Annotated in this window: 12 protein-coding genes and 1 pseudogene; 3 read left to right on the top strand and 10 right to left on the bottom strand. The window is 65.9% G+C overall.

All coding sequences use genetic code 11. The features are described from left to right. The 4 genes and pseudogenes from ACOJTD_RS01185 to ACOJTD_RS01170 form a co-directional block, all read right to left on the bottom strand. Window positions 1-422: pseudogene (locus tag ACOJTD_RS01185) on the bottom strand (F0F1 ATP synthase subunit beta); the annotation flags it as partial. Between the two features lie 63 nt (window positions 423-485). Further along, a complete protein-coding gene (locus tag ACOJTD_RS01180) occupies window positions 486-1361 on the bottom strand; it encodes a F0F1 ATP synthase subunit gamma (RefSeq protein ID WP_420131117.1) in 876 nt (291 codons plus the stop codon). Window positions 1362-1500: 139 nt separating this feature from the next. Next, on the bottom strand, window positions 1501-3033 hold the full coding sequence (gene atpA / locus ACOJTD_RS01175) for a F0F1 ATP synthase subunit alpha (protein ID WP_420131116.1): 1533 nt from the start codon (window positions 3031-3033) through the stop codon (window positions 1501-1503). After that, a complete protein-coding gene (locus ACOJTD_RS01170) occupies window positions 3033-3593 on the bottom strand; it encodes a F0F1 ATP synthase subunit delta (protein WP_420131115.1) in 561 nt (186 codons plus the stop codon). The genes atpA and ACOJTD_RS01170 overlap by 1 nt, the downstream gene beginning before the upstream one ends. A 599-nt stretch (window positions 3594-4192) precedes the next feature. Here ACOJTD_RS01170 and ACOJTD_RS01165 point away from each other — a divergent pair. Continuing rightward, window positions 4193-4690 carry a septal ring lytic transglycosylase RlpA family protein gene (locus ACOJTD_RS01165; protein WP_420131114.1) on the top strand — a complete coding sequence of 166 codons (498 nt, stop codon included), beginning with the start codon at window positions 4193-4195 and terminating at the stop codon, window positions 4688-4690. 203 nt (window positions 4691-4893) lie between these two features. Here the strand turns inward: ACOJTD_RS01165 and ACOJTD_RS01160 are convergent, their stop codons facing one another. Beyond that, a complete protein-coding gene (locus ACOJTD_RS01160) occupies window positions 4894-7101 on the bottom strand; it encodes a primosomal protein N' (protein WP_420131113.1) in 2208 nt (735 codons plus the stop codon). Between the two features lie 188 nt (window positions 7102-7289). Between ACOJTD_RS01160 and ACOJTD_RS01155 the strand changes: the two genes are divergently transcribed. Next, entirely contained in the window at window positions 7290-8261 is a 972-nt protein-coding gene (locus ACOJTD_RS01155) for a tyrosine recombinase XerC (protein WP_420131112.1), read from the top strand. A gap of 145 nt (window positions 8262-8406) precedes the next feature. Beyond that, window positions 8407-8997, top strand: a complete 591-nt coding sequence (locus ACOJTD_RS01150; protein ID WP_420131111.1) for a DUF4337 domain-containing protein — start codon at window positions 8407-8409, stop codon at window positions 8995-8997. 28 nt (window positions 8998-9025) lie between these two features. Here ACOJTD_RS01150 and ACOJTD_RS01145 read toward each other — a convergent pair whose 3' ends face one another. From ACOJTD_RS01145 to odhB, 5 genes are all read right to left on the bottom strand, one after another. Further along, window positions 9026-9565, bottom strand: a complete 540-nt coding sequence (locus tag ACOJTD_RS01145) for a hypothetical protein (RefSeq protein WP_420131110.1) — start codon at window positions 9563-9565, stop codon at window positions 9026-9028. Window positions 9566-9616: 51 nt separating this feature from the next. Then, window positions 9617-11020, bottom strand: coding sequence for a dihydrolipoyl dehydrogenase (gene lpdA, locus ACOJTD_RS01140; protein WP_420131109.1), 1404 nt, complete (start codon window positions 11018-11020; stop codon window positions 9617-9619). A 32-nt stretch (window positions 11021-11052) separates the two neighbouring features. Next, window positions 11053-11799, bottom strand: coding sequence for an SDR family oxidoreductase (locus ACOJTD_RS01135; RefSeq protein ID WP_420131108.1), 747 nt, complete (start codon window positions 11797-11799; stop codon window positions 11053-11055). A gap of 7 nt (window positions 11800-11806) precedes the next feature. After that, window positions 11807-12208 (bottom strand): MAPEG family protein, encoded by a 402-nt coding sequence (locus ACOJTD_RS01130; protein WP_420131107.1) that lies wholly within the window; start codon window positions 12206-12208, stop codon window positions 11807-11809. A gap of 59 nt (window positions 12209-12267) precedes the next feature. Beyond that, on the bottom strand, window positions 12268-13336 hold a 1069-nt coding region (odhB, locus tag ACOJTD_RS01125; RefSeq protein ID WP_420131106.1), incomplete at its 5' end, for a 2-oxoglutarate dehydrogenase complex dihydrolipoyllysine-residue succinyltransferase.

Below are 13336 nucleotides of genomic sequence, written 5' to 3'. Positions count from 1 at the left end.
AGCAGGTCGACGACCTTGATGCCGGTGACGAGAATTTCAGCTTCGGTCGACTGGTCGGTGTAGGTCGGCGCTTCCGCGTGGATCGGGCGCAGGCCTTCGTTGGCGACCGGGCCCTGTTCGTCGACCGGCTCGCCGATGACGTTCATGATGCGGCCGAGCGTGCCGACGCCGACCGGAACGCGGATCGGCGCGCCGGTGTCGGTGACTTCCTGGCCGCGGACCAGACCCTCGGTGGTGTCCATCGCGATGGTGCGGACGGTCGATTCACCGAGATGCTGGGCGACTTCGAGCACCAGGCGGTTGTCGCCGTTCTTGGTCTCGAGCGCGTTCAGAATGGCCGGCAGGTGGCCTTCGAACTGCACGTCGACGACGGCGCCGATGACCTGGGTGATGCGTCCGGTCTGATTGGCGGGTGTAGCCATTAAACTCTCTCCCTGAAGTCCGAATTCGAAATCACGGTCGTCGACCGGATGATAGCTTGAAGATTAGATCGCCTCGGCGCCCGAGATGATCTCGATCAGTTCCTTGGTGATCATCGCCTGACGCGTGCGGTTGTAGATCAGGGTCTGCTTCCTGATCATGTCGCCGGCGTTGCGGGTGGCGTTGTCCATCGCGCTCATCTGCGCGCCGTAGAACGACGCGTTGTTTTCGAGCAGCGCCCGGAAGATCTGCACCGCGAGGTTGCGCGGCAGCAGGCTGGAGAGGATCTCGTCCTCCTCCGGCTCGTATTCGTAGTTGGTGGCGACCGCACCGGCGGCGGGCGCGGCGACTTCCAGCGGGATCAGCTGCTGGGCGGTCGGGATCTGCGAGATCACCGACTTGAAGCGCGAGTAGAACAGCGTACAGACGTCGAACTCGCCGGCGTTGAAGCGGGCGATCACCTTGCGGGCGATGTCCTCGGCGTTGACGAAGCCGAGCTGACGCACCGAGCGCAGCTCGATGTTCTCGATGATCTGCTTGTCGAAGGTGCGGCGCAGCTGCTCGTAGCCCTTGCGGCCGACGCAGAAGAATTTGACTTCCTTGCCCTGGTTCATCAGCGCCAGCGCGCGCTCGCGCGCCAGACGGACGATCGAGGAGTTGAACGCGCCGGACAGGCCGCGCTCGCCGGTGCACACCAGCAGCAGGTGAACCTGATCCTTGCCGGTACCGGCGAGCAGCACCGGTGCGCCGGGCGAGCCCGCCGCGGCGCCGGCGATGTTCGAGATCACCGCATCCATCGTCTCGGCGGAGGGCCGCGCGGCTTCGGCCGCGGTCTGGGCGCGGCGCAGCTTCGACGCTGCGACCATCTGCATCGCCTTGGTGATCTTCTGCGTCGCCTTGGTCGAGGCGATGCGGACGCGCATGTCCTTAAGTGAAGCCATTCTCAGTCCACCCCGACGATCAGATCGACAATCCGACCGCAAACCTCACATTCGTCATGCCCGGGCTCGTCCCGGGCATCCACGATACTGAATTCTCGCGACAGGCAAGAAGGCCGGCGCAAAGCCGGCCGTCATGCCATCAGGCGAAGGTCTTGGCGTAGCTCTCGACCACCGCCTTGAGCTTGGCGGCGGTGTCGTCCGACAGGTCGCGGCTGGTGCGAATCGCTTCCAGGATCGCCGACTCCTTGCCGCGCAGCAGCGACAGCAGGCCGTCTTCGAACGCCCGCACCTTGTTCAGCGGCAGCGCGTCGAGATAGCCGTTGGTGCCAGCCCAGATCACCACCACCTGCTCTTCCATCTTCAGCGGCGAGAACTGCGGCTGCTTCAGGAGTTCGGTGAGGCGCGAGCCGCGGTTCAGCAGGCGCTGAGTCGAGGCGTCGAGGTCGGAGCCGAACTGCGCGAATGCCGCCATTTCGCGGTACTGCGCCAGCTCACCCTTGATCTTGCCGGCGACCTTCTTCATCGCCTTGGTCTGCGCCGACGAACCGACTCGCGACACCGACAGACCGACGTTCACGGCCGGGCGGATGCCCTGGAAGAACAGGTCGGTTTCCAGGAAGATCTGGCCGTCGGTGATCGAAATCACGTTGGTCGGGATGTAGGCCGACACGTCGTTGGCCTGGGTTTCGATGACCGGCAGAGCGGTCAGCGAGCCGGCGCCGTGATCGTCGTTCAGCTTCGCGGCGCGCTCGAGCAGGCGGGAGTGCAGGTAGAACACGTCGCCCGGATAGGCTTCGCGGCCCGGCGGACGACGCAGCAGCAGCGACATCTGGCGATAGGCGACGGCCTGCTTGGACAGATCGTCATAGATGATCACGGCGTGCATGCCGTTGTCGCGGAAGTATTCGCCCATCGTGCAGCCGGTGAACGGCGCGATGTACTGCATCGGCGCCGGGTCCGACGCGGTGGCGGCGACGACGATCGAGTATTCCAGCGCACCCTGCTCTTCGAGCACCTTGACGAACTGGGCAACGGTGGAGCGCTTCTGGCCGACCGCGACGTAAACGCAGTACAGCTTCTGGCTTTCCGGCGCGCCTTCGACGTTCAGCGGCTTCTGGTTCAGAATGGTGTCGAGCGCGATCGCGGTCTTGCCGGTCTGACGGTCGCCGATGATCAGCTCGCGCTGGCCACGGCCGACCGGGATCAGGGCGTCGATCGCCTTGAGGCCGGTCGCCATCGGCTCGTTCACCGACTTGCGCGGGATGATGCCGGGAGCCTTGACGTCGACGCGCTTGCGCTCGGTCGACTGGATCGGGCCCTTGCCGTCGATCGGGTTACCCAACGCGTCGACGACGCGGCCGAGCAGACCCTTGCCGACCGGCGCGTCCACGATCGAACGGGTGCGCTTGACGGTCTGGCCTTCCTTGATCTCACGGTCGGCGCCGAAGATCACGATGCCGACGTTGTCGGTTTCGAGGTTCAGCGCCATGCCGCGCGTGCCGTTCTCGAACTCGACCATTTCGCCGGCGAGGACGTTGTCCAGACCATAGACGCGGGCAATGCCGTCACCGACGGACAGCACCTGTCCGACTTCGGTGACTTCGGCTTCCTGTCCGAAGTTCTTGATCTGGTCCTTGAGGATCGCGGAAATTTCCGCGGCGCGGATGTCCATCAGCCTGCCTCTTTCATCGCGTGCTTGATCGAATTGAGTTTGGTGCGGATCGAACTGTCGACCATGCGGCTGCCGAGCTTGACCACAAGCCCGCCGATGATCGCCGGATCGACGTTGATATTGAGGGTGACATCCTTGCCGGTCACCGACTTCAGCGCGGTCTTCAGCGCTTCGAGATTCTTGTCGCTGAGGTTTTCGGCGACGGTGACGTCGGCCGTGGCCTCGCCCTTGAACTTCGCCACCAGCGCCCGATAGGCGCGGATCACGTCCGCCACCGCGAACAGCCGGCGATTGGCTGCGAGCAGCTTGAGGAAGTTGGCGCTGATTCCGGTGACGCCGGCCTTGTCGAGCACGGCGCCGAGCGCCTTGCCCTGGACATCCGCGCCGAACACCGGGCTGCGCACCAGGCGCACCAGCTCCGGGCTCTCCTTCAGCAGGGCGCTGAACTTGTCCAGATCCGCGGTGACCGCATCGACGACTTTCTCATCGCGGGCCAGTTCAAACAGGGCGGTCGCGTAACGACCAGAGACTCCGGAAACCGATGGATCTTCAGATGCCACAGACGCGCTCTTTTGTGCTGTCAAATTGCCAAGAGAAAAACCGTCGCCGCATCGCGGCGCCCCCGATTAAGCCCTTGGAATTCAAGCTGGACTTGGATTTTTGACCGGCACGACGGAGCCGGCGGCCTTTAAAATCGCGGCTTTGCTAACATAGCGCGCGCACGCGCGCAACATGACGCACCACGTCCGGACGGTCTGTCGCATTTGTTCTGCACGGCCGCGTCGCGCGGCGGAATTCGGCGCGGTGGTTCCGGACAAAGATCCCGACCACCGCGAGACGGATAGAAGCCCGGCCTCGTCGCGAACCACTCGTCTCGAATGGATGCGAAATCTTGGCTTCGACTTCTGCGCGTTCAAGTAGCGCTAACAAAGACTTACGTCTTTAGTATTCCCATGTATAGAAAGTCGTAGGTCGATTTTCCGCAGAACGCAATCCCTGACATTTTGATCCGCCGCATCGCTTCAAAAGTTATTTCAGGCGAGAAACGATTCGACCGTTGGTCAATTTCTTGCCTTATTACGCAGCGAACGCTGCACCATCGTAAACGGGACGGGGGTTCCACTTGCCGCGCGCGTGGCAATACTGAGGGCTTACATTAATGACTGATATGAAGAAGTCTCCGCCGGGGATCGTCTCCCGGCCGCGTACGGCAGTCGCCTTGATTGCCGCTACAGTTTTGATCAGCGGGGCTGTCACCACCGAAGCCTCGGCGCGCTCGAAGCGCCATCATCATCACCACAGCCACAGCCATCATCATCGCCATCACGCGCAGAACGACTGGCGCGATGCCAACGCCTCGCTCGGATCGAGCGGCGGCCGCACGTTCTCCGGCATGGCGTCTTACTACGGCAGCGAGTCCGGCAGCCGCACTGCGTCGGGTCAGCGCTTCAATGCGGGCGCCATGACGGCCGCCCATCGCAGCCTGCCGTTCGGCACCAAGCTGCGCGTCACCCATGGCGGCCGGAGTGTCGTCGTCACCATCAACGATCGCGGCCCCTTCATTCGCGGCCGGGTGCTCGACCTGTCGACCGGCGCTGCGCGCGCGATCGGCCTGACCAGCCGCGGAGTCGGCCGGGTCGTTGCGGAAGTGATGTAACCGCCGAAGCGGTCCGCTTCCCCACCTTCAAGAAACACAGAACTGTCGGAAGTGCCGCGGTCGTCGCGCGCCGATCTGGCCTGCTGTCAGCAATGACGGCAGGCCTTTGCTTTTGTGCCCGCGCCGCAGCGCTTTTCGCTTGTGGCTTGCTGAAGTAACGTCGCCCGATCGAAAAGGTTTCGACCGTAAGGACCTCAGCAAGACTACAGGAAGCTTTGCGGATCGACGTCGACTTCGAGCTTGAGATTTCCCGTGGTCTTCGGTCCCTGCGTCAGCCATGAACGCAAGTAGTTCGACAGATCGAACGCGCGTGCCGACTTCACCAGCAACCGGAATCGATAGCGCCCTTTGATCACCGCGAGCGGCGCTTCGGCCGGGCCCAGCACCTGGACGCGCTCGTCGACCGGCGCGCAGCCGGCGAGCTTGCGGGCAAAACCTTCGGCGGTCGGCCGATCGCCGGCCGAGATGATCAGGCTCGCGAGCCGGCCGAACGGCGGATACAGCGTGCGCTCGCGGATATCGATTTCACTCGCATAGAAGGCTTCGCGGTCGCACGCGACCAGGGCCTTCATCACCGGATGCTCCGGCTGATGCGTCTGCAGGAAGCCGACGCCGCGGCCCTGCTCGCGGCCGGCGCGGCCGATCACCTGATTGAGCAGCTGGAAGGTGCGCTCGGCGGCGCGCGGGTCGCCATTGCTGAGGCCGAGATCGGCATCGACGACGCCGACCAGATTGAGCCGTGGAAAATTATGGCCCTTGGCCACCAGCTGCGTGCCGATGATGATGTCGACCCGGCCTTCGGCGATTTCGTTGAGCTCCGACCGCATGGTCTCGATCGACGTGATCAGGTCGCTCGACAGCACCATGGTGCGGGCGTTCGGAAACAGGCTGGCCGCTTCCTCCTGCAGCCGCTCGACGCCGGGGCCGACCGCCACCAGCGTTTCCTCGGCTCCGCAATGCGGGCACAGATGCGGCCGCGGCATCGAGAAGCCGCAGTGATGGCACACCAGCCGCTGCCGGAAGCGGTGATCGACCAGCCAGGCGTCGCAGATCGTGCAGGCGAAGCGATGGCCGCAGGCCCGGCACAGCGTCAGCGGCGCGTAGCCGCGGCGGTTGAGAAACAGCAGCGCCTGTTCACGCTTCTCGATGGCGTGGCCGATCTGCTCGGCCAGCACCGGCGAGATGAAGCGGCCGCGCATCGGCGGCGCGCGTCGCAAGTCGATGGCCTCGATCTGCGGCATGTGCTGGCCGCCGAATCGCGACGGCAGCGGAATGCGCTGATAGCGGCCCTTGCGGGCGTTGACCTCGGTCTCGACCGACGGCGTTGCCGACGCCAGCACGATGGGAATCTTGGCGATCGACGCGCGCACCACAGCCATGTCACGCGCATGATAATGCGCGCCATCTTCCTGCTTGTAGGCTTGGTCGTGCTCCTCATCGACGATGATCAGGCCGAGATCGGCATAAGGCAGAAACAGCGCCGAGCGCGCGCCGACCACGACGCGCGCCTCGCCGGCCGCAATCGCCGCCCAGTTGCGGGCGCGGGTACGCGGCGTCAGCTCCGAATGCCATTCGAGCGGCCGGACACCGAAGCGCCGTGCGAAACGATCGAGGAACTGCCCAGTCAGCGCGATCTCGGGCATCAGGATCAGCGTCTGCCGCCCTTGCCGGATCACGTCCGCAACCGCCTCGAAATACACCTCTGTCTTGCCCGAGCCGGTGACGCCGTCGAGCAGCGCCGCCTGGAAGCCGCCGCCGGCTTTGACCAGCTCGCGCATCGTCTCGGCCGCCTTCGCCTGGTCGGGCGAAAAGTCCGCCGGCGCGAAATCCGGATCGGGCAGCGGCGCCGCCGGCTCGCGCGGCATCGCCTCGACGCTCAGCGTGCCTTCGTCGACCAGCCCGTCGATCACGCCGGGGCTGACGCCGGCTTCCTTGGCGACGTCGGATTTGCCGTGCAGCAGTCCGTCGGACAGAATCTCGAGCAGCCGCCGCCGCGCCGGCGTCATGCGCTGCGGCGACGGTCCGACCAGCCGTACGCCCATACGCTGCCGCTCCGGGCCGAGTTCGCCCATTCGCAGCGTCATGCGCAGGACCTGGCCGCGCGGCGACAGCGTGTAATTGGCAACCCAGTCGACCATCCGTCGCAGCTCCTCGCGCAGCGGCGGCACGTCGAGCTTTTCGGAGACGTCCTTGAGGCGGTTGTGCAGCCGCGGATCGGGATTGGGGTTTTCGGCCCATACCACGCCCAGCACCTCGCGCGGCCCGAGCGGCACCCCGACGACGTCGCCCGGCTTCAGCTCAAGCCCGCGCGGCACGCGGTACGAATAGGCCTGATCGACCGCAACCGGCACCTGCACGTCGACGACGCGCATCGCGGAGGGCGAGGCCGGGCTGGTTCGAGAGTCGTCCATCGCCCCGGTGTGCCGCCAAAGCCGGCTTTCATCAATGGGAAAGGAAATCAGTTATGCTGGCGGCACCCTCTCCCCGTCATTGCGAGGAGCGCAGCGACGAAGCAATCCACACCACGTTGCGAGGCTCCTGGATTGCTTCGCTGCGCTCGCAATGACGGCCAGGGTCCCGTCTTAGTCGACAGAATCACATGCCCAAATCACAGCCCGCCCCTCCTCCGCTCGAACTCGACTGCGCCGCCGCCGATCTCACCGCCGAGATGGCGAAGTGGCTGGCGCATCTGCGCGCGGAGCGGCGGCTGTCGGGCAAGACGCTGGAGGCCTATGCGCGCGATCTGCGGCAGTTCCTGATCTTTCTCGCCGGGCATTGGGGCGGCGAGGTCACGCTCGGCCGATTCGCGCGGCTGGAGGCGACCGATGTCCGCGCCTTCATGGCGGCGCGGCGGGCCGATGACATCGCCGGCCGCTCGCTGATGCGGGCGCTGGCCGGGCTGCGCTCGTTCGGCCGCTTCCTCGAACGCGAGGGCAAGGGCCGGGTCGGCGCACTCGCCGCGGTGCGGGCGCCGAAGATCAAGAAGAGCCTGCCGAAGCCGATCCAGATCGCCGCCGCCAAGCGGCTCGCCGACGCCGATGAACGCGCCGGCGAGGATCGCGAGACCTGGGTGCTCGTGCGCGACGCCGCCGTGATGGCGCTGCTGTACGGCTCGGGTCTGCGCATTTCCGAGGCGCTCGGGCTGAAGCGCCGCGACGTGCCGGCGCCCGGCAAGGGCGATACGCTGATCGTGCTCGGCAAGGGCAACAAGACCCGGATGGTGCCGGTGCTGCCGGGCGTGCTGGCGCAGATCGCAGACTACGCCGCGGCCTGCCCGCATTCGCTGCCGGCCGACGGCCCGATGTTCGTCGGCGCGCGCGGCGGTCCGCTCAGCCCGCGCATCATTCAGCTGGCGATGGAGCGGCTGCGTGGCGCGCTCGGCCTGCCCGACAGCGCGACGCCGCATGCGCTGCGCCACTCCTTTGCGACGCATCTGCTCAGCCGCGGCGGCGACCTGCGGGCCATTCAGGAATTGCTCGGCCACGCCTCGCTGTCGACCACACAGGTCTATACCGGCATCGATACCGAGCGACTACTCGACGTCTATGCGAGCGCCCACCCGCGCGCGTAGAGCAAAGCTGAACGAGATAAGCCGGCGAAGTTGTTAGCAGCCAATTGCCGGGCTTGACCCGCTTTGCCTTCCAACTGACAAGTTCCTGATCTGATGATCACCAGCCCCGCGCCGGGGCGTGACAAAGCGATGACAGGAGACGCCCATGGGCGCGCACGAGAGCATGGAGCATGCCGAACACGCCGAGCATGCATCAGGCTCGAACAAGAAGATCGCGCTGCTGATCTCGGTGATGGCGCTGTTTCTCGCCTTCTCCGAAACGCTCGGAAAAGCTGCACAAACCGAATCGCTCGCCAAGAATGTCGAAGCGTCGAATCTGTGGGCGTTCTTCCAGGCCAAGAGCATCCGCCGCACCGTGGTACAGACGGTATCAGAAGAGGCGCGGCTCAGCATGAGCACGGTCGGCGACGAAGCCGCCAAGGCCGCGTTGCAGAAGCAGATCGAGGAATGGCAGAAGACCGCGCAGCGCTACCGCTCCGAGCCGGACACCGGCGAAGGCTCCGAGCAGCTCGCCGAACGTGCCAAGCACGCCGAGCATGATCGTGACCTAGCCCAGGCGCGCTATCATCACTACGAGCTGGCTTCGGCCGCTTTCCAGATCGGCATCGTGCTGGCGTCGGCGACGATCATCACCGGCATGATCGCACTGGCCTGGATCGCCGGCTTCCTGACGATCGGCGGCCTCGCCTTCACGGCGATCGGCCTGCTGGCACCGCACGCGGTGCATCTGTTCTAGTCTGAAACTGCCGGCGCGCTGCCCCCGCTCAGCGCGCCGCGCGGATTCGCTTGCGGAATTGCATCGCTTTGCGCAGCAGGCGCTTGATCGGGCCGTCGCCCTCGCCGACGAAGGCGCGGAGTTGCGCGCGGATCCGCGCCATCGCCGGGGCCACGACCTCGTGCGCCTTCGCCTTCACCCTCAGCACGAACTCATAGACCCGCACGAACCAAGGCATCTGCATCAGCTTCGGCTTGGTGACGTCGAAGATGAAGGCGATCAGGCCGAGGCCGACGAACTGCGCCAGCGCGAACGCCGCGATGCCGGCGACGAAATGTTCAGTGGCGATCAGCCACAGCGCGAACAGCTTGAACGGGTACAGCGGGATCAGCGGCACCACGAAGACGACCAGCGCCACCGGTGGCGACAGATGCGCGACTCGCTCGGCCGTCCACGCCTTGATGGCGCGCAGCGGGATCGCCGCGACGATCCGGGCGACCCAGGGCTCGAGATGCTCCCACAGCCACGCCTCGATCAGAAACAGGACGGCGAGGATGAACCAGAGCGGCTGCAGCAGACGGCGTTTCATGTGTCTCACGCTCCTGCCCGACGCGGGCGCCGGGCAGGCTGGATGCGAAAGTCACATATGGATGGCGCGTTTTCCGACCGCAAGCGCGGCTTCCTTGACGGCCTCGGAGCGGGTCGGATGGGCGTGGCAGGTGCGGGCCAGATCCTCGGCCGAACCGCCGAACTCCATCAGCACAGCTGCCTCATGGATCATCTCGCCGGCCTCGCGGCCGATGATGTGAACGCCGAGCACGCGGTCGGTCTTGGCGTCGGCGAGGATCTTCACGAAGCCGTCGGTGGTCTGGTTGACCTTGGAGCGTCCGTTGGCGGTGAACGGGAATTTGCCGACGCTGTAGGCGATGCCGGCCTGCTTGAGGTCCTCCTCGGTGCGGCCGACCGAGGAGACTTCCGGCGTGGTGTACACGACGCCCGGGATCACCTCGTAGTTCACATGGCCGGCCTTGCCGGCGATCAGCTCGGCCACCGCAACGCCTTCGTCTTCGGCCTTGTGGGCCAGCATCGGACCACGCACCACGTCGCCGATCGCATAAACGCCCTTCACCGTGGTGGCGAAGTGATCGTCGATCACCACGCGGCCGCGCTCGTCGAGCGCCACGCCGGCTTCCTTCAGGCCGAGCCCCTCCGTGTAGGGCACGCGGCCGATCGCGACCAGAACCACATCGGCCTCGAGCGTTTCGGCATTGCCGCCCGCCGCCGCCTCGACGTTGACCTTGAGCTGAGCGCCGGAGCTGTCGACGCCGGTGACCTTGGCGCCGAGCTTGAACGCGAAGCCCTGCTTCTCGAGAATGCGCTGGAACTGCTTGCAGATCTCGCCGTCCATCCCAGGCAGGATACGGTCGAGGAATTCCACCACGGTGACTTCCGCGCCGAGCCGACGCCACACCGAGCCGAGCTCGAGGCCGATCACGCCGGCGCCCACCACGATCAGCTTGCCCGGGACTTTGTCGAGCGACAGCGCGCCGGTCGACGACACAACGCGCTTCTCGTCGATTTCGATGCCCTTGAGCTGGGCGACGGCCGAGCCGGTAGCGATCACGATCGACTTGGCCTCGACCGCTTGAGCCTTGCCGTCGGCGCCGGTGACTTCGAGCTTGCCGGCACCAAGGATCTTGCCCTTGCCGACCAGCACGTCGATCTTGTTCTTCTTCATCAGGAACTCGACACCCTTGACGTTGCCGTCGATGCCCTGCTGCTTGAAGTTCATCATCGCCGGCAGATCGAGCTTCGGCGCCGAGACACCGATGCCCATTTTGGCGAAGGAGTGCCCGGCCTCCTCGAACAGCTCCGAGGCGTGCAGCAGCGCCTTCGACGGCATGCAGCCGACGTTCAGACAGGTGCCGCCGAGCGTGGCGTTCTTCTCGACCACCGCGACCTTGAGGCCGAGCTGAGCCGCGCGGATCGCACAGACGTAACCGCCGGGGCCAGTACCGATGATGACGAGATCGTAGGAGGCCATAGAACAAATCCTGTTAGTTGGCGCCGGGGCGATTAGCGTCCGCCCGAGACATCGAGAATGGCGCTGGTGACGTAGGAGGCCTCGTCCGACAGCAGCCAGACGACGGCGTTGGCGATTTCGTCGGCGCGGCCGACGCGCTTCATCGGCACATTGACGCTGAGCCGATGGGCGCGGTCCGGATCGCCGCCGGAGGCATGGATGTCGGTATCGATCAGCCCAGGGCGGATCGCGGCGACACGGATTCCTTCGCCCGCGACTTCGTGGCCGAGCCCGACCGTGAAGGAATCCACCGCGCCCTTCGACGCGGCGTAGTCGACGTAAGTATTTGGCGAGCCGAGTTTGGCCGCGACCGACGACAGATTGACGATGACGCCGCCCTGGCCGCCGTGGCGCGTCGACATCCGCTTCACCGCCTCGCGCGCGCACAGGATGCTGCCGGTGACGTTCACCGCCATCATGCGCTGGATGCGTTCGGCCGACATCTCGTCGACGCGCGACGTCGGGCCGACGATGCCGGCATTGTTGACCAGCGCGCCGAGCGGTCCGAAGGCGTCCGCGGCGGCGAACAAGGCGAGAATGTCGGCCTCGCTGCCGACGTCGCATTTCACCGCGATCGCCTTGCCGTTGCAGGCTTCGATCTCCGTGACGACTTCGCGCGCCGCGGCTTCGTTGCTGGCGTAGCCGACCACGACTTTGAAGCCGCGTTTGGCGCAGCCGAGCGCGGTGGCCCGGCCGATGCCGCGGCTGCCGCCGGTGATGATGACGACGCGGTCGGTCATGCGCTCCTCAGCTCAGCAGACGGATCAGCATGGCGATCAACGCCAGCAGCGCGACGAACCAGACGATGCTGCGGGCGAACGGAATTTCGATGATGTAGAGCGGCGCATACAACGCGCGGGCGATCAGCCAGACCACCGACGCCGTGGCGGCGTAACCGCCGGTCTTGCCGGTGATCGCCAGTGCCAAAGCAATGCCGATAAAGGCCGGGTAGGTCTCGAGGAGATTGCGGAAGGCGCGGGACGCGCGGCCGGCGAACCGCCCCTTCGGGCTCCGCGGCTCATCGCGCGGGCCGGCCTGGTAATCGCCGCCGAGCTCCATCGTGGTCGGGATCGAGGCGAGGAACATCTGCACGATCAGCAGCACCACGCTCCAGCCCAGCACCGTGATCTCGGTCGGCATCGGCGGCATCGTTTCCCCCAAGGTCAGCGGCGGCGCGCAGGGACGCGCCGCCGGCACTTACTCCAGTCTCAGAGATCCAGCACGAGACGCGCGGGATCTTCCAGGCTCTCCTTGACGCGGACCAGGAAGGTCACCGCTTCCTTGCCGTCGATCACGCGGTGATCGTAGCTCAGCGCCAGATACATCATCGGGCGGACTTCGATCTTGCCGCCGATCACCACCGGACGTTCCTGGATCTTGTGCATGCCGAGAATGCCGGACTGCGGCGCGTTCAGGATCGGGGTCGACATCAGCGAACCGTAGATGCCGCCATTGGTGATCGTGAAAGTGCCGCCCTGCATTTCGTCGATCTTGAGCTGACCATCGCGGGCACGCTTGCCGTAGTCGACGATGCTCTTCTCGATGTCGGCGATCGATTTCTCGTCGCAGTCGCGCACCACCGGGACGACGAGACCCTTGTCGGTACCGACGGCGACGCCGATGTGGTAGTAGTTCTTGTAGATCAGGTCGGTGCCGTCCATCTCGGCGTTCACCGCCGGGATGTCCTTCAGGGCCTGAACGCAGGCCTTGGTGAAGAAGCCCATGAAGCCGAGCTTGGCGCCATGCTTCTTCTCGAACACGTCCTTGTATTGCGCGCGCAGCGCCATGACGTTGGTCATGTCGACCTCGTTGAAGGTCGTCAGCATCGCGGCGGTGTTCTGAACTTCCTTGAGCCGGCGCGCGATGGTCTGGCGCAGCCGGGTCATCTTCACCCGCTCTTCACGCGCGGCATCGTCGGCCGGCGATGGCGCACGGACCTGCACGGCGGCGGCGGGCTGGCTGACCGGGGTCGGCGCGGAGGCCGCCTTCTCGATCGCCGCCAGCATGTCGCCCTTGGTGACGCGGCCGTCCTTGCCGGAACCCGGCACGGTCGAGGCATCGACGCCGCTCTCGGTCGACAGCCGGCGCACCGACGGGGCCAGCGGCGCGTCGGATGGCGGAGCCTTGGCGGCGGGAGCAGCCGCGGGGGCCGGAGCCGCCGGAGCCGGTGCAGCAGCGGGGGCAGCGGCCTTCGCCGGAGCAGCGGCAGCCGGCTTGGCCGGCGCGGCGCCATCGGTGATCTGTCCGAGCAGGGCGCCGACCGCGACAGTCTCACCG

The organism is Rhodopseudomonas sp., from assembly GCF_048594845.1.
Lineage (GTDB): Bacteria > Pseudomonadota > Alphaproteobacteria > Rhizobiales > Xanthobacteraceae > Rhodopseudomonas.
This window is presented reverse-complemented; position numbering and strand designations above follow the sequence as displayed.

What these genes read in the sequence shown, in the direction of transcription:
- atpA (WP_420131116.1), bottom strand. Translation starts at nt 3,033, where the DNA reads ATGGACATCCGCGCCGCGGAAATTTCCGCGATCCTCAAGGACCAGATC.
- ACOJTD_RS01160 (WP_420131113.1), bottom strand. Translation starts at nt 7,101, where the DNA reads ATGGACGACTCTCGAACCAGCCCGGCCTCGCCCTCCGCGATGCGCGTC.
- ACOJTD_RS01135 (WP_420131108.1), bottom strand. Translation starts at nt 11,799, where the DNA reads ATGACCGACCGCGTCGTCATCATCACCGGCGGCAGCCGCGGCATCGGC.
- lpdA (WP_420131109.1), bottom strand. Translation starts at nt 11,020, where the DNA reads ATGGCCTCCTACGATCTCGTCATCATCGGTACTGGCCCCGGCGGTTAC.
- ACOJTD_RS01165 (WP_420131114.1), top strand. Translation starts at nt 4,193, where the DNA reads ATGACTGATATGAAGAAGTCTCCGCCGGGGATCGTCTCCCGGCCGCGT.
- ACOJTD_RS01145 (WP_420131110.1), bottom strand. Translation starts at nt 9,565, where the DNA reads ATGAAACGCCGTCTGCTGCAGCCGCTCTGGTTCATCCTCGCCGTCCTG.
- ACOJTD_RS01150 (WP_420131111.1), top strand. Translation starts at nt 8,407, where the DNA reads ATGGGCGCGCACGAGAGCATGGAGCATGCCGAACACGCCGAGCATGCA.
- ACOJTD_RS01180 (WP_420131117.1), bottom strand. Translation starts at nt 1,361, where the DNA reads ATGGCTTCACTTAAGGACATGCGCGTCCGCATCGCCTCGACCAAGGCG.
- ACOJTD_RS01130 (WP_420131107.1), bottom strand. Translation starts at nt 12,208, where the DNA reads ATGCCGCCGATGCCGACCGAGATCACGGTGCTGGGCTGGAGCGTGGTG.
- ACOJTD_RS01155 (WP_420131112.1), top strand. Translation starts at nt 7,290, where the DNA reads ATGCCCAAATCACAGCCCGCCCCTCCTCCGCTCGAACTCGACTGCGCC.